The sequence below is a fragment of the Flavobacterium panacis genome, from assembly GCF_024649945.1.
Taxonomy (GTDB): Bacteria; Bacteroidota; Bacteroidia; order Flavobacteriales; family Flavobacteriaceae; genus Flavobacterium; species Flavobacterium panacis.
Genome location: NZ_JANKMS010000008.1, coordinates 173,857 through 190,296 on the forward strand (window position 1 = coordinate 173,857; position 16,440 = coordinate 190,296).

General features: G+C 33.8%; 15 protein-coding genes and 1 tRNA gene. 5 read left to right on the top strand and 11 right to left on the bottom strand.

Features of this window, described 5'->3' with window-relative positions:
* Positions 1-222 precede the first annotated feature (222 nt).
* From NQQ59_RS17425 to NQQ59_RS17440, 4 genes are all read left to right on the top strand, one after another.
* Complete coding sequence (locus NQQ59_RS17425; RefSeq protein WP_144216184.1) at positions 223-810, top strand: RNA polymerase sigma factor; 588 nt, start codon at positions 223-225, stop codon at positions 808-810.
* Complete coding sequence (locus NQQ59_RS17430) at positions 794-1,198, top strand: hypothetical protein (RefSeq protein ID WP_144216186.1); 405 nt, start codon at positions 794-796, stop codon at positions 1,196-1,198. Before NQQ59_RS17425 ends, NQQ59_RS17430 begins: the two co-directional genes overlap by 17 nt.
* 207 nt (positions 1,199-1,405) lie before the next feature.
* A complete protein-coding gene (locus NQQ59_RS17435) occupies positions 1,406-2,329 on the top strand; it encodes a PfkB family carbohydrate kinase (protein WP_144216188.1) in 924 nt (307 codons plus the stop codon).
* An 82-nt stretch (positions 2,330-2,411) separates the two neighbouring features.
* On the top strand, positions 2,412-4,310 hold the full coding sequence (locus NQQ59_RS17440; RefSeq protein ID WP_144216190.1) for an amidophosphoribosyltransferase: 1,899 nt from the start codon (positions 2,412-2,414) through the stop codon (positions 4,308-4,310).
* Positions 4,311-5,391: 1,081 nt separating this feature from the next.
* On the opposite strand, the gene NQQ59_RS17445 is transcribed toward NQQ59_RS17440, so the two are convergent.
* The 4 genes from NQQ59_RS17445 to NQQ59_RS17460 all read right to left on the bottom strand — a co-directional run bounded on the left by NQQ59_RS17445 (position 5,392) and on the right by NQQ59_RS17460 (position 8,660).
* Positions 5,392-6,003, bottom strand: a complete 612-nt coding sequence (locus NQQ59_RS17445; RefSeq protein WP_144216192.1) for a superoxide dismutase — start codon at positions 6,001-6,003, stop codon at positions 5,392-5,394.
* A gap of 139 nt (positions 6,004-6,142) precedes the next feature.
* Positions 6,143-6,769, bottom strand: a complete 627-nt coding sequence (gene pth, locus NQQ59_RS17450; protein ID WP_144216194.1) for an aminoacyl-tRNA hydrolase — start codon at positions 6,767-6,769, stop codon at positions 6,143-6,145.
* A 214-nt stretch (positions 6,770-6,983) separates the two neighbouring features.
* Positions 6,984-7,595, bottom strand: coding sequence for a 50S ribosomal protein L25/general stress protein Ctc (locus NQQ59_RS17455; RefSeq protein WP_144216196.1), 612 nt, complete (start codon positions 7,593-7,595; stop codon positions 6,984-6,986).
* Between the two features lie 123 nt (positions 7,596-7,718).
* The gene (locus NQQ59_RS17460) at positions 7,719-8,660 is read right to left on the bottom strand and encodes a ribose-phosphate pyrophosphokinase (RefSeq protein ID WP_008465976.1); all 942 of its coding nucleotides are present in this window, start codon (positions 8,658-8,660) and stop codon (positions 7,719-7,721) included.
* A gap of 289 nt (positions 8,661-8,949) precedes the next feature.
* Between NQQ59_RS17460 and NQQ59_RS17465 the strand changes: the two genes are divergently transcribed.
* Positions 8,950-9,029 (top strand) — tRNA-Leu (locus tag NQQ59_RS17465).
* 49 nt (positions 9,030-9,078) lie between these two features.
* Here NQQ59_RS17465 and NQQ59_RS17470 read toward each other — a convergent pair.
* The 7 genes from NQQ59_RS17470 to NQQ59_RS17500 form a co-directional block, all read right to left on the bottom strand.
* The gene (locus NQQ59_RS17470; RefSeq protein ID WP_186296600.1) at positions 9,079-9,219 is read right to left on the bottom strand and encodes a hypothetical protein; all 141 of its coding nucleotides are present in this window, start codon (positions 9,217-9,219) and stop codon (positions 9,079-9,081) included.
* A 99-nt stretch (positions 9,220-9,318) separates the two neighbouring features.
* The gene (locus NQQ59_RS17475) at positions 9,319-9,789 is read right to left on the bottom strand and encodes an OsmC family protein (protein WP_144216198.1); all 471 of its coding nucleotides are present in this window, start codon (positions 9,787-9,789) and stop codon (positions 9,319-9,321) included.
* Positions 9,790-9,816: 27 nt separating this feature from the next.
* Positions 9,817-10,695 carry a leucine-rich repeat domain-containing protein gene (locus NQQ59_RS17480; RefSeq protein WP_144216200.1) on the bottom strand — a complete coding sequence of 293 codons (879 nt, stop codon included), beginning with the start codon at positions 10,693-10,695 and terminating at the stop codon, positions 9,817-9,819.
* Positions 10,696-10,830: 135 nt separating this feature from the next.
* A complete protein-coding gene (locus NQQ59_RS17485; RefSeq protein ID WP_144216202.1) occupies positions 10,831-12,015 on the bottom strand; it encodes an aldose epimerase family protein in 1,185 nt (394 codons plus the stop codon).
* 234 nt (positions 12,016-12,249) lie between these two features.
* Positions 12,250-13,758: an L-arabinose isomerase gene (gene araA / locus NQQ59_RS17490; protein WP_144216204.1), complete on the bottom strand. Its 1,509-nt coding sequence runs from the start codon at positions 13,756-13,758 to the stop codon at positions 12,250-12,252.
* Positions 13,759-13,895: 137 nt separating this feature from the next.
* Positions 13,896-14,597, bottom strand: a complete 702-nt coding sequence (locus NQQ59_RS17495; protein WP_144216206.1) for an L-ribulose-5-phosphate 4-epimerase — start codon at positions 14,595-14,597, stop codon at positions 13,896-13,898.
* On the bottom strand, positions 14,581-16,272 hold the full coding sequence (locus NQQ59_RS17500; RefSeq protein ID WP_144216208.1) for a ribulokinase: 1,692 nt from the start codon (positions 16,270-16,272) through the stop codon (positions 14,581-14,583). The genes NQQ59_RS17495 and NQQ59_RS17500 overlap by 17 nt, the downstream gene beginning before the upstream one ends.
* Positions 16,273-16,440 lie beyond the last annotated feature (168 nt).

Consider the following 16,440-nt stretch of genomic DNA (forward strand, 5'->3'; position numbering starts at 1 on the left):
TTTTAGAAAAAAAATTCAATTTTTAAATCCAAAATCCCAAAACTAACTGATAATCAATTAATTTTGATTTTAAATTATTCTGCGCTAAAACTTTGACAAAGTTAAACTTCTATACTTTATTATATATAAAGATTGAAATTTAGAATTTCATCAGCATTGGAATTTGGAATTTATTTTTCAAATTTCTGTAACCTAAACAAACAACTTGTCGTCCTATATAATATGAGTACACTAAATGATCAACATTATATCGATAAAATCTTGCAGGGCGACACCAATTCGTTTGCCGTTCTTGTAGATCGTTATAAAGACATGATCTTTACTTTGGCTCTAAAAATGGTAAAAAACCGAGAAGAAGCAGAAGAAGTTGCGCAAGACACTTTTATAAAGATTTACAGTTCGTTGACGAAATTTAAAGGAGAATCTAAATTTTCGACATGGATCTATAAAATTGCTTACAATACTTGTCTTGATCGTTTAAAGAAAAGCAAAAAAGAAGATTTAAATATTTCGATTGATGAATTTTCTTCACATTTAATAAAAACCATGGACAATGCTTTGAGTGCTTTAGAAGAAAAAGAGCGAAAGCAAACCATTCAAAAATGTTTAAATTTATTACCCAGTGATGAAAATTTTCTTTTAACCTTATTTTATTTTGATGATCAAAATTTAGAAGAAATTGGAAAAATCATGAATATTTCGGCCAATAATGCGAAAGTAAAATTATTTAGGAGCCGACAAAAATTAGCTGTAATTTTGAGACAGCAGTTAGAACCAGAAATAATAGAATGTTATGAAAGAGAGCGATAAAAATATAGAACAACTTATTGATAAAATAATGGCTGAAGAAAAACTGCAGTCACCATCAATAGATTTCACTTCAAAAATTATGGCTAATGTTCAAATTTTAGAAGAGAAAAAATTAAAAACCTACAAACCTTTAATTTCTAAACCAATCTGGATTTCGATTGGAATCGCTGTAGCCTTATTAGTCATTTATGTTTCTCTTTTTTCTGTTTCGGAAAACGATATCAAATTGGATGAAATTGGAAAATTATATTCAAACAAAGTTTCAACAGCATTTTCAGGAATTCATTTTTCTAAAAATATCTTCTATGCGATTTTGATTTTGCCAATTATGATTTTGGTACAAGTTGGAATTTTGAAGAATTATTTTGATAAGAAGTACGAACTGTAAAATAATCGCAATTTTTTTTCAAAAAATTTGCACTTTAAATCTGAAAAACATATTTTAAACCTTACAAAAAATCAGTTTTAACCAATTCATTTACAATAGTTTTACTTCGAAATCGTTGTCATTTTTTTAAGAAAAATTTGAGAACCTAAACCATTGCAAGATTGTAACTTATGAAGTATCTTTGCACCCTAATTCGAAATTCATAAAATGAATAAACTATTGATTGTTGGAACAGTTGCTTTCGACGCGATTGAAACTCCTTTCGGAAAAACAGATAAAATTTTAGGTGGTGCTGCAACCTACATCGGATTATCAGCGTCATTTTTCAACTTGCAATCAGCTATTGTTTCTGTAGTTGGCGACGATTTTCCTCAAGAACATTTAGATTTATTGACTTCAAAAAATATTGATATCTCTGGTATCGAAATTGTAAAAGGAGGAAAAACCTTTTTCTGGAGCGGTTTATACCACAATGACCTAAATTCTAGAGACACTTTAGTTACTGAATTGAACGTTTTAGCTGATTTTCAGCCGAAAGTTCCTCAAAACTACAAAGATGCTGATGTGGTAATGTTAGGAAACTTACACCCATTAGTACAAAGCAGTGTTTTAGATCAAATGGAGAAAAAACCAAAATTAGTAGTTTTAGACACTATGAACTTTTGGATGGACTGCGCTCTTCCAGAATTATTAGACGTTATTAAACGTGTAGATGTTATTACAATCAATGACGAAGAAGCAAGACAACTTTCTGGTGAATATTCATTAGTAAAAGCAGCTGCTAAAATCCAGGAATTGGGACCAAAATATGTGGTGATCAAAAAAGGAGAACACGGAGCACTTTTATTCCACAACAGAGAAGTATTCTTTGCACCAGCTTTACCATTAGAAGATGTTTTTGATCCAACTGGAGCAGGAGACACTTTTGCGGGCGGTTTCTCTGGATTCATTGCGCAAAGCGAAAACATTTCGTTTAACAACATGAAAAACGCAATTATTTACGGTTCAAATTTAGCTTCGTTCTGCGTAGAGAAATTTGGAACCGAAAGGATGGAAACATTAAGCAAGGCCGAGGTGGCGATTCGATTACAGCAATTTAAGTCGTTAACTCAGTTTGACATAGAAATATAATGCCTAAGAGCCTCGATAAAACGGGGCTTTTTTATTACGTTAATACACACAACTTACAACAACACACAAAATACAAAAAACAATGAGCGACGCTTTAAAACACGAATGTGGGATAGCTTTAGTTAGACTACTTAAACCGCTTGAATATTATAAAGAAAAATACGGAACTGCTTTCTACGGAATTCAGAAAATGTATTTAATGATGGAAAAACAGCACAACCGCGGACAAGACGGAGCTGGTTTTGCAAGCATTAAATTGGATGTTGAACCTGGACAACGTTACATCAGCAGAGTTCGTTCAAATCATTCACAACCTATCCAAGACGTTTTCAAACAAATCAATGAGCGTGTTAGTGAAGAGCTAAAAGCCAATCCAGAACTTGGTGACGACATGAAAGAATTAAAAGCAAACATCCCTTATGTTGGAGAATTGTTTTTAGGTCACGTTCGTTATGGAACTTTTGGAAAAAACAGTATTGAAAGCGTTCATCCATTTTTACGTCAAAGTAACTGGATGCACCGTAATTTGATTTTGGCAGGGAACTTTAACATGACGAATGTTAAAGAGCTTTTTGAAAATCTTGTTGAATTGGGTCAGCACCCAAAAGAAATGGCGGATACGGTTACGGTAATGGAAAAAATTGGTCACTTCTTAGATAAAGAAGTTATGCAATTGTACCAAGACTGTAAAGCTGAAGGTTACTCAAAAAGAGATGCTTCGCCAGTAATTGCAGAGCGTTTGGATATTGCTAAAATCTTAGCCCGTTCTGCTAAAAACTTAGACGGAGGTTACGCAATGGCTGGTTTATTAGGACATGGTGATGCTTTTGTTTTTAGAGATCCTGCAGGAATTCGTCCAGCTTATTTTTATCAAGATGACGAAGTAGTGGTTGTAGCTTCTGAAAGACCAGTTATTCAGACAGTTTTCAACGTTCCTTTTGAAAGTGTTCAAGAAATTGATCCTGGAAATGCTTTGATTATCAAGAAAAACGGTAAAGTTACCATGAATCAGATCTTGGAGCCAACGGTTAAAAAAGCTTGTTCATTTGAAAGAATTTATTTCTCAAGAGGAAGTGATGCTGAAATCTATCAAGAGCGTAAAGATTTAGGAAAATTAATTTTACCTGCTGTTCTTAAAGCAATTGACAGTGATACAGACAACACGGTTTTCTCTTATATCCCGAATACAGCAGAAACTTCATTTTATGGTTTAGTTGAAGCTGCTCAGGATTTCTTAAATCAGAGAAAAAACAATTATATTTTAGAAAATAGAAATACACTAACTGCAGATACACTTCAGGAACTTTTAGCTGTAAAAATACGTACAGAGAAAGTTGCCATAAAAGATGCTAAACTTAGAACTTTTATTACCGAAGACAGCAGCCGTGACGACTTAGTAGCTCACGTTTACGATGTTACATATGGTGTAATCAAACCAGAAGATAACTTAGTAATTATTGATGATAGTATTGTTCGTGGTACTACATTGAAAATGAGTATCATTAAAATGATGGATCGTTTAAATCCAAAACGTATAGTTATTGTTTCATCTGCACCACAAATCCGTTATCCAGATTGTTACGGAATCGATATGGCAAAACTAGAAGGTTTAGTTGCTTTTAGAGCAGCACTTGCTTTATTAAAAGAAAGAAACCTTTACCATATTGTAGATGAAGTTTATGCTAAATGTAAAGCTCAAGAAAATTTCGCAGATAAAGATGTTGTAAACTATGTAACAGAAATTTACAGCCAATTTACACCAGACGAAATCTCAGACAAAATAGCAGAAATGTTAAGCTCTCCGGAAATCAATGCTGAAGTGAAAATTATTTTCCAAACTGTGGAAGACCTTCATAAAGCTTGTCCTAAAAATTTAGGTGACTGGTACTTCACTGGAGATTACCCAACTCCTGGTGGAAATCGAGTTGTAAATCGTGCATTTATGAATTTTTACGAAGGAAAAGACGCCAGAGCTTATTAAAAAAGTATTAACAAAAGGTTAATTTGTGCATTTCATCGGTTTTTTTTGCCGTTCATCCTATTTCTTTGGTGAAATTGAAAAGCAATGATACTTTTGAAATACCATAACATTAGTAGGTTAAGTTTATGGTAGATTTGGGGCAAAAAGGGTGGAAGCAATTCCACCTTTTTTATTTTCTATAACCTCAAACATTTCTAAAACAATCCATTATATTCTCTTAATCGGATATACTTACCTTTCACCTGAAATTTTTCTTTTAAAAAAATATCTGCCTTACTTTTACTAAACCATAACATTAGTAGGTTAAGTTTATGGTAGATTTGGGGCAAAAAAGGTGGAAGAGATTCCACCTTTTTTATTTTATTTTCTTTTTAAGAAAATAGAATATAGAAGAAAGAAAGAAATAGACAAACTCTAGAAATAAAAAAGACGAGAATCTTTCGGAACTTCTCTTTTCTCTATATTTTATACTCTATTTTCTATTTTCAGAATCCCTATTCTACGCTCTATTTTCCTTTAAAAGGACGCGATAGTTAATTATATTCCATTTATCGGATATACTGACTTTTCATCCGAAATGTTTTTTCTACAATAAACACTACCCTACCTTTACTAAACCATAACATTAGTAGGTTAAGTTTATGGTAGATTTGGGGCAAAAAAGGTGGAAGAGATTCCACCTTTTTTATTTTATTTTCTTTTTAAGAGAACAATATAGAAGAAAGAAAATCTTCTTATTTCACAATCTCGATGCTACACTCTTAAAGCATTTCCTTAACATTTTTTCCTTTAACAGGACACAATAATGAATTACATTCCATTTATCCGATATACTGACTTTTCATCCGAAATGTTTTTTCTATAATACACACTGCCGTACTTTTACTAAACCATAACATTAGTAGGTTAAGTTTATGGTAGATTTGGGGCAAAAAAGGTGGAAGAGATTCCACCTTTTTTATTTTCTTTTTTTTAAAGAGAATAGAATATAGACGAAAGAAAATAGATAAACTCTAAAACAAAAAAAAAGACGAACACCTTTCGGCACTCGTCTTTTCTCTATGTACTTTACTCTATTTTCTTATTTATCTAAAGCAAATCTTCTTGCAACTTCTGTCCAGTTAATAACACTGAAGAAAGCTTCAATATAATCTGGTCTTCTGTTTTGGTAGTTTAAGTAGTAAGCGTGTTCCCAAACATCCATTCCTAAGATTGGAGTTCCACCGTTACCAGCAACTTCTGGCATTAATGGATTATCTTGATTTGGAGTACCTACAACTTCTAATTTTCCTCCTTTTTGAACTGTTAACCAAGCCCATCCAGAACCGAATTGTGTAGCTCCAGCTTTAGCAAATTTTGCTTTAAATTCTTCGAAAGATCCAAAAGAAGACTCAATTGCAGCTAATAAATCACCTGTTGGCAATCCTCCTCCGTTTGGAGACATTACAGTCCAGAATAAATTGTGGTTGTAAAAACCTCCACCATTGTTACGAACTGCGGCGTTAGATTTATCTAAATTGATTAAGATATTTTCGATTGTTTTTCCTTCTAAATCTGTTCCAGCGATTGCTGCATTAAGATTTGTAGTATAAGCATTGTGATGCTTTGTATGGTGGATTTCCATTGTACGTGCATCAATATGTGGTTCTAATGCATCGTATGCATAAGGTAATTGTGGTAATTCAAAAGCCATGATATTCTAATTTTTATGGTTTATAATAATTTATCCCAAATTTAGACATTTAACTTTGGAATTGAAAATACTATTTCGTTATAATTGAATTTAATTAACTGATAATTTACATTTTTATCACATAAACAACTGAAAATCTTCATTTTCCGTTAAACGTAGTCATTGTATTTTCCAAACCGGCTGTTCCAAAAGTTTTAATTATCTCTGCAGATGTTTCTAAACGTTCTGGTAGTTTTGCCTCTTCTTCTGCATTCCACTCACCTAACACATAATCTATCTGCTGCCCTTTTTTAAATTGGTCACTGATACCAAACCTATATCGTGTATAGTTTTGTGTATTCAAAACTAAATTAATGTTTTTAAGTCCGTTATGCCCGCCGTCGCTTCCTTTTGGTTTAATTCGGATCGTACCAAAAGACAGATTTAAATCATCTGTAATGACTAAAATATTTTCTAACGGAATATTTTCTTTATCCATCCAATATTTTACGGCTTTACCGCTAAGATTCATGTAAGTGTTTGGCTTTAAAAGAAAAAAAGTTCTTCCTTTAAATTTATATTCTGCTAACGATCCCAATTTTACGGTTTCAAATGAAAGCCCTTCTTTTTTAGCCAAGAAGTCCAAAACTTTAAATCCGATATTGTGTCTGGTGTTTACGTATTCAGCTCCGATATTTCCTAATCCGACGATTAAATATTTCTTCATGTTATCTATGTTCTCTTCTTTTGGTGTTGATGAAAACAGTTTTGTTATCCATTTTATCATTTGGCAAAAGTAAGGTTAATTGGGGAATTAGAAAATGTGTCAATTAGATAATTTCCCACTGGTTGCTATTTAACCGCAAAGTTCGCAAAGGTTTTGCGTTCAGAAAATCACCAAGAACTTCAAAACCTTAGAACCTTAGTACCTCAGCATCTTAGATCCTCAAAAAAAAGCCCCAATCGAAAGATTGAGGCTTTTTGTATAGTTTGAAAAAAAATTATTTTTTCTTTCCTTTTGCTGGAGCTTTTGCAGCTTTTGCAGCCTCTTGAGCAGCTTTCATAGCAGCACGAGAGATTCTTACCTGAGCAACAACTGTGTTGTCTGGGTGCATAACTTTGTACTCTGGTTTTCCAACTTTAGTAACGTATAATTTGTTACCCATTTCAAGTGGAGTGATGTCAGCTTCAACGAAATCAGGAAGATTTGCTGGTAAAGCTTTAACTTTTAATTTACGTTGGTTCAAACGTAAAACACCTCCCGCAAGAACACCTTTAGATGTACCAACGATTTTCACAGGAACTTCCATTGTGATTTCTTTATCATCAAATAATTGGAAGAAGTCAATGTGTAAAATTTTGTCAGATACTGGGTGAACTTGGATATCTTGCAAAATTGCATTGAATGATTTTCCTTTTCCAAGCTCGATCACAACTGTGTGAGCGTTTGGAGTGTAAACCAAGTTTTTGAATGCAGTAACGTCTGCTGAGAAGTGTACTGCCTGGTTTCCTCCGTATAAAACGCAAGGTACCTGTCCAGCATTACGTAAGGCTTTAGTTGACACTTTACCCACGCTTTCTCTTTCTGATCCTTTAATTGTAATCGATTTCATTGTAAAAAAAATATAGTTATTAATATAAATATTCTATTTTGCTAAAAGCTTTAGACCATAGGTTTTAGGCTTTTTTAAATGAGAAACAAGGCTTACGGCTTAAAGCCTAAAGCGTATTGCTTTCTACATTATGAATTTTCCACTGATGGAATTATTGTGGTGAACCATCTGCATTACCTCAGCAAATAAAGGCGCACAGCTTACCACTTTTATTTTCTTTGATTCTCTTTTTAACGGAATAGAATCTGTTACGATTAATTCTGTTAGTTTTGAGTTTTCAATTTTCTCATACGCACCACCTGATAAAATAGCGTGTGTACAAATTGCTCTTACGCTTAGCGCTCCTTTTTCGATCATAAGGTCTGCCGCTTTCGCTAAAGTCCCTCCTGTATCGATCATGTCATCTACTAAGATTACGTTACGACCTTTTACTTCACCAATAAGCTCCATAGTGTCGATAACGTTGGCTGCTTTTCTTTGTTTGTAACAGATTACTACATCTGATTCTAAAAACTTAGAGTAAGCATATGCTCTTTTTGAACCTCCCATATCTGGAGATGCAATTGTCAAATTTTCTAAATTCAAACTTTCTACGTATGGTAAAAAGATGGTAGATGCAAATAAATGATCTACTGGTTTTTCAAAGAATCCTTGAATTTGGTCTGCATGCAAATCCATAGTCATGATTCTTGTTGCTCCTGCAGCAGTTAATAGGTTCGCTACTAACTTTGCTCCAATTGGAACTCTTGGCTTGTCTTTTCTATCCTGTCTTGCCCAACCAAAATAAGGCATAACAGCTGTAATATGTCTTGCTGATGCACGTTTTGCCGCATCAATCATTAACAACAATTCCATCAGATTATCTGCACTTGGAAAAGTTGAACATACGATAAATACTCGTAAACCTCTAATTGATTCTTCGTAAGATGGCTGAAATTCTCCATCGCTATACGTTGACATCGTTACTTTTCCTAACGGAATTCCGTAGTCTTTTGCAATTTTTTCTGCAAGATAAACACTTTGTGAACAAGCAAAAATTTTAGCTTCTGGTTCTAGGTGCGACATTATAATGTGTTGTTTTATTCCGTTACATTTTTTTTACAATACGCCTTTATCTTTTCAGATAAAGTTGAGTCGCATAAATGCCTCGGATGTAGTTAGTTGTGTGTGCTTCGTTTTAACGAGGTGCAAATTTATAAAATTTATTGGACACTGAAAGCAAAAATTTAAGTATTTTTAGTAGTTGGTTTAAAATTATTTTTTACATTTGCACCGTGTTAAAGGAATGACGCCATTTATGACTTCATTCTATTGCGTTAAAATAATCAATTTTGATTGTTTTTTCGTCTGCTAAGCCCGGATGGCGGAATTGGTAGACGCGCTGGTCTCAAACACCTGTGGGAAACCGTGCCGGTTCGACTCCGGCTCCGGGTACTTAAAAACCTCTTCTTAAACAGAAGAGGTTTTTTTTTTACATTCAAAACTAATCCTTTGGTTTATGAATATGAGGTTTTAATTTAGGATGTTTCGGCTGATTTTCCGGTGTAACACGTCTTCTTTCGTCCGGTGTTCCATCTGGTGTGTTAGGTTTTGGCCCTGGCTTAATTGCTTCAATTGTTTCCATAATTGATTTTTTAAGTTCAAAATTATTTTTATGAGACTATCTCTAATCCACAAATAACTTTAACATTTACCTTAAAATATTACGGAAAACCATAACCTTTTATATTTTTAAAACCTCACAACTCGCATTATGCAAAACTGGGAAATTGCACGAATTGGCAATAAAACATAACTGATTTGCTTTTTGATGTAGTTCTAAAGCTAACTCAACCTTATCTGGATTTACAATTGTAACTTTTGGATTTAATCGAACTTCCGTAAATCGTCCGCTTCCATCTGGATTTACTTCTAAGGTCGCTTCTGCATTATCTAAATAATTAATAACCTCTATTCCGTTTTGAGAGCAGACATATAAATAAGACATCATGTGACACGATACCAAACTGCTCAACAATAAATCTTCTGGATTACATAATGCTGGATCACCCTTAAAGGCTTTTGCTGCTGAAATATCTAAAACTGGTTTTCCTTCAATTTGAATTTGATGAGTTTTGCTGTAGAATCTTTTTACTGATTCTTCTTGATTTTGTTTAGAAGTCCAGTTTAATTTTGCTTTGAATAGATGTTTCATTTAGATATTTTTCAAGTTCTATTTTCTTTAATAAATAAAAGTTGTATTCGGCATTTTAGCTTCAAACTTTGAAATTATTCTTTTATCAATTTTATTGCCATCCAGAGTAATCGATTTTAATTTTTTCATTTCAAGCAATATATCTGGAAGATTGGTTAACTCATTTTCATACAAATTCAGTTCTTCCAAATTATTAAGTAATGAGATTTCATTAGGAAGTTCTTTAATATGATTAACACTTAAATGAATTGTTTTAAGTTTTTTACATTTAGAAAGTGCTAAAATGATATTTTTAACATCAATTTTATCTTGTCTAATATATCCAAATGTTTCAAGATTAATTATTTTTTCGAATTGAATATTCAAATTCTTAATTTGATTATTTCCTAGATTTAATTGCTTAAGATTTTTAAACTTATGGATCTTTGACAAATTAGCTGAAAAATCAAATTCAAACATACTTGTCATATTAAGTTCTTCAATTTCATCGTTATTTTGGTAAAATGATTCTGGAAATGTTTTAATATCATTCCACCAAACATCTAGTACTTTTAAGTTTTTAAGAGTCGTTACCTCATTCGGAAATATTTTAAAATCATTCATTCCGATATTTAAAATTTGTAACTTTTTTAATTGGCTTATACCATTTAAATCAGACAAAGAATTTTCTGAAACATTTAGTTCTTGAAGATTTGAAAGCTCAAATACAATTTCAGGCAATTTTTTGAAACCCTTTTTTGACAGATCTAGACGGTAAACTTCATCCAAATCTTTTGGTAAACTATCTAAATTATTATAGCTCTTTAAGTCGTTAATTTGATCTAATGAGAATTGTTTTAGCTCTTGTTTTTTTGAACAAGATAACAAAGTAAAAAGTAGAAAAATTGAAACATAATAATTTTTCATATAAAAAGCTTTTGGTTCTTTACAATTAATCAAATGTAAAAAAATAACTGTTCCTTTTTTCAAACAAAAAACCTCGAAAGCATATCACTTTCGAGGTTTTTTAAAGAACTAAACTAATTAACAAATTCTAAAAAATTATTTTTTTACTGAAAACTTAAAGGTAGTTTTCGTTTTGTAATTTTCTCCTGGGTTTAAAACCGTTGTTGGGAAATTTTTCTGGTTTGGAGAATCTGGATAATGTTCTGTTTCCAGACATAATGCCGTTCTGTGTCCAAAAGTTCCTCCGTTTGGCATTGGTAAAGTTCCGTCAAGGAAGTTTCCAGAGTAGAACTGAATTCCAGGTTCGTCTGTTGTCATTTCCATAACTCTTCCGCTTGCTGCGTGGTATACTTTTGCAATGATTGTTTTTCCTTTTTCAGGATTGTTCAATACCCAGCAGTGATCGTAACCTTTTCCTCTTTCTAACTGCTCGTTTTTAGCATTGATATCTTTTCCAATTAATTTAGGAGTTCTGAAATCGAAAGGAGTGCCAGCAACATCATCTAATTTTCCTGTTGGAATCAAAGTAGCATCTACTGGAACTAATTTATCTGCATTTAAAGTCAATTCGTGATCTAAGATTGTTTTTGTGAAATCTCCAGATAAGTTGAAATAAGAATGTTGTGTCAAGTTAACAACCGTTTTTTTGTCTGTCGTTGCTTCGTAAAGCACTTCTAACTGATTGTCATTTGTCAATGTATAGGTTACAATAACCTTTAGGTTTCCTGGATAACCTTCTTCCATATCTTTACTTAAGTAAGATAATTTTAAAGAAGCTGTATCGCCAGATTTAACCTCATCTGCTTTCCAAACCACATTGAAATATCCTTGTGGCCCACCATGCAAAGCATTTGGTGCATTGTTGATTGCCAATTGATATTCTTTTCCGTCAAGCGAAAATTTACCTTTTGCAATTCGGTTTCCGTATCTTCCGATTAAAGCTCCAAAAAATGGATTTTCTTTTTCGTATTGCGCCAAATTACTGAATCCGATTACTACATTTTCAGAAACACCTGCTTTATTAGGCACTTTTAAATCTGTAATTCTTCCACCAAAAGTGATGATGTCAACCTCCATCCCATTTTGGTTTTTCAGTTTATAGCTTTCTACTTTTTCGCCTTTAGCAGTAGTTCCGTATTCTGATTTGTCGATTGTAACTAAATCTTTTCCTTCAGTTGCAACTTTTTCTGTATCGGCTTTTTTATCGCCTTTACACTGAACTGAAACTGCAGCCAAACTTAAAAGGCCGATTCCGAAAACACAACGTTTTAATGCATTCATAAATGATATTTTTTTGGTTTGTGAAATGTTAGATGTTAAAAGTTATTTTCTAATATTTGGACGCGGATAAAACTGATTCGCTTTCGCGAAGACGCGGATTTACACTGATTTTTTAATTATATAAATCCGTTTTTATCTGCGCTTTTGCGAAAGCAAATCTGTTTTATCTGCGTGAAAGTTAAAAGTAATAAAAAAACTTTGAACCTTTGTTCCTTTGAACCTTTGCTCCTTTAATTACAATCCGTGTTGGAATAAGTGGAAGTAAGCTTCGTTCGCATTGATTTTATCTTTAAACTCTCTTACAGTTGTTTTTTCATCAATAACCAATAATTCGATTCCTGCGATATCTGCGAAATCTTCCATATATTCTGTTGTGATCGATTGGCTGTAAACCGTGTGGTGTGCTCCTCCAGCTAAAATCCAAGCTGTTGCAGCCACTTCTAAATTTGGTTTACAATCCCAAAGAACTCTCGCAACCGGAAGTTTTGGTAATTCTGCCATTGGTTTAACTGCTTCCACTTCGTTCACGATTAAACGGAAACGAGTTCCCATATCCACCAAAGAAACGTTGATTGCGTCACCTGCAGGAGAATTGAACACCAAACGAGCTGGATCTTCTTTTCCTCCAATTCCTAATGGATGCACTTCACAAGAAGGTTTTCCGTCAGCGATTGATGGACAGATTTCCAACATGTGAGAACCTAAAACATATGATTTTTGTGGTGTAAAGTGATAAGTGTAATCTTCCATGAAAGAAGTTCCGCCTTCTAAACCAACACACATTACTTTTAAAGCTCTTACCATTGCAGCAGTTTTCCAGTCTCCTTCACCACCAAAACCATAACCATCGGCCATTAATCTTTGTGTTGCGATTCCTGGTAATTGTTTCCAAACTCCAAGGTTTTCAAATGTATCTGTAAAAGCGCCAAATCCTCCTTCTTCAAGGAAAGCCCTTAATCCTAATTCGATTTTTGCTGCTTCAACTAATGAACTTCTTTGAGCACCGCCTTCTTTTAAAGAATCAGTTAAGTTATAAGAAGACTCATAAACTGCTAATAAATCAGCTAATTGTTTGTCTGTTACTTTCTCAATATGTTTGGTAACGTCTGAAGAATCGTATCCGTTTACAGACATTCCGAAACGAATTTGAGCTTCAACTTTGTCTCCTTCTGTAACGGCAACTTCACGCATATTGTCACCAATACGAGCTACTTTTAAGTTTTGAAGTTCGTCCCATCCTAAGACAACTCTTGACCAAATTCCTAATTGTTTTTGAACTCTTTGGTCTTCCCAATGTCCAACTACAACTTTACGTTTTTTACGTAAACGAGACATCATAAAACCGAATTCACGATCTCCATGAGCTGATTGGTTTAAGTTCATGAAATCCATATCGATGCTTCCCCACGGAATTTCAGCGTTGTATTGAGTATGTAAGTGGCATAATGGTTTTTTAAGGATATTTAAGCCACCAATCCACATTTTTGCTGGTGAGAAAGTGTGCATCCAAGCAATAATTCCGATACAGTTTTTCTCAGAATTCGCAGCCAAACAAACATCTAAAATTTGCGATGGAGATTTTACCACATCTTTATAAACCACTTTTACTGGAATTGAAGATGAAGCATCTAATCCTTTTGCCATTATCTGAGAATGTTCTGCTACTTTTCTAAGTGTTTCTTCACCGTATAATTCTTGGCTTCCTACTACAAACCATACTTCTTTTTGAGAAATGTCTATCATTTTGTTATTTTTTGTTTCAAGTTTCAGGTTTCACGTTATTAGAATCTGAAAATCTTAAATTGTTATGTTTACTATTTTATTCTTGGTTTAATGTTTCAGATTTCAATCCAAAATCTAAAATCTACACTCTAAAATCACTATTGTCCGTAGTACGAATCTTTTCCGTGTTTACGGTTGTAATGTTTTTTTATTAATGAATCTTTTAATCTTGGTGCGTTTGGGTTGATTTGTAAAGTCAGGTATGCCATTTCTGCCACAACTTCTAAAACTTTACTGTTGTAAACCGCTTTCGCAGCATTTTTTCCCCATGCAAACGGACCGTGATTTCCAATTAAAATCATTTCTACTTCTTCATAAGAAAGATTTTTTTCTTTGAAGCAATCCAAAATCTGAATTCCAGTATTATGCTCGTAGTTTCCTTCAATTAGATGATCTGCCATCGGGGGCGCACACGGAATATCAGCTGTTAAGTGATCGGCGTGTGTTGTTCCGAAAATTGGAATATCTTGCTGTGATTGTGCCCAAGCCACAGAATATGTTGCATGTGTATGCGCTACTCCTCCAATATTCGGCCAGTTTTTGTACAAATAAGCATGCGTTTTGGTGTCTGAAGACGGGCGCATGGTTCCTTCGATAACATTATTATCAAAATCGACAATTACGATATCTTCAGGTTTTAAATCTTCGTAAGGAACACCACTTGGTTTAATAGCAAAAACACCATTTTTTCTGTCCACGGCACTTACGTTCCCGAAAGTGTACACCACCAAATTCAATGCATTTAACTGCATGTTGGCTTCATAACATTCTTGTTTTAAATCTTTATAAAGAGAACTCATTTTGAGAAATTTTAATAGTTGGATCTGCAAAAGCACTTAATTGTTCGTAAGCTAAAAGCAATTTGTGATATGCTTCTACTTTGTCAGTTTGAGGGAAATATTCTCCGTCAAAATCACTTCCGATTTTTTGACTTGCTTCGATTACGTTTGGATAAATTCCAGCTGCAACTGCTGCATAAATTGCTGCACCTAAAGCAGGAGTTTGATCTGAAGCTGCAACTTTAATTGGCTTGTTTAAAACGTTAGCCAAAGTCTGCATAATGAAAGGCGATTTACGAGCCACACCACCGATTCCGATAACGCTGTCGATTTTTACACCTTCTTCTTCAAAACGGTCCACAATTTTCTTCGCTCCAAAACAGATTGCGTTTACCAAAGCTTTGAAAATATGAGGTGCTTTTGTTCCTAAAGATAAATTTGAAATCGCACTTTTTACTTCCTGATTTGCATCTGGAGTTCTTCGTCCGTTGATCCAATCTAAAGCAATTGGTAGACTTTCTGAAACTGGGATTTTCTCCGCTTCTTTCGTTAATTCAACAATTAATTTATCGCTGAATTCTTCTCTTAATTGTTCTTTTTGAGCATCATTTAAAGTTGATGAAGAAGCTAATAAATGTTCTGTCGGCCACATTAGCAATTCTTTGTACCAAGCCAATAAATCACCGAAAGCAGATTGTCCTGCTTCTAGACCAATAAATCCTGGAATTACAGATCCATCAACTTGACCGCAGATACCGCGAACCGTTTTTGTTCCAACTTCTTCATAAGAACCAACTAGAATATCACAAGTTGAAGTTCCCATAACACGAACTAAAGTATTTTCTTCGATTTTAGCTCCAACTGCACCAGAATGCGCGTCGAAAGTTCCAACAGCCACAACGGTTTCTGTAGAAAGTCCTAAACGATCTGCCCATTCTTGGCTTAGTTTTCCAGCAACTAAATCTGAAGTGTATGTTTCATCATATAAATTGCCACGTAAAGTCGCTAAATACGGATGTAATTTTTCTAAGAATTCAACTGGCGGTAATCCGTTCCAGTCTGCGTGCCACATGGCTTTGTGACCCGCTGCGCAACGGCTTCTTTTGAATGTTTTTAAGTCTTTATCTTCGATCAATAAATACGTCATTAAATCGCAGTGCTCCATCCAAGTGTGTGCTGCATTTCTAACTGCTTCGTCTTGTCTTGCAATGTGAAGGATTTTTGCCCAAAACCATTCAGAAGAATAAATTCCTCCAACGTATTTTGTCACGTCTTCTCCGCCCCAGCTTACTGCCAGTTCGTTGATTTCGTTTGCTTCGTTTATTGAAGTATGATCTTTCCATAAAACCATCATCGCATTTGGGTTTTCTTCAAAACCTTTTGTCAATGCTAATGGCGTTCCGTCTGCTGTAACCGGAACTGGTGAAGATCCTGTTGTATCAATACAAATTCCGCGAACCAATGAAGGATCAACTTTACTTTCTTTTACAACATTTTGAATCGTAGTTTCCAATCCTTCGATATGATCCAAAGGATGTTGGCGAAATTGGTTTATAGAGGCGTCACAATATTGCTTGTTTTTCCATCTTTTGTAATGAGAAACATTCGATGCCAGCTCCTGCCCATTTTCTGTGTCAATAAGCACCGCACGAACAGAATCTGTTCCGTAGTCCAATCCTATTACATAATTTTTCATTCGTATTTTATTTTAAATATTGACAAATATAGAGATAAATATTTTATAAGTGTACAAAAAACACTTAATTGAAATTGCATAATTAATTTTTGCTATAAATGCATTAAAACAGCATTTTAGCCTTCAAACAAAAAATAAATGTTAATAATACATTTACAACACTGCGAT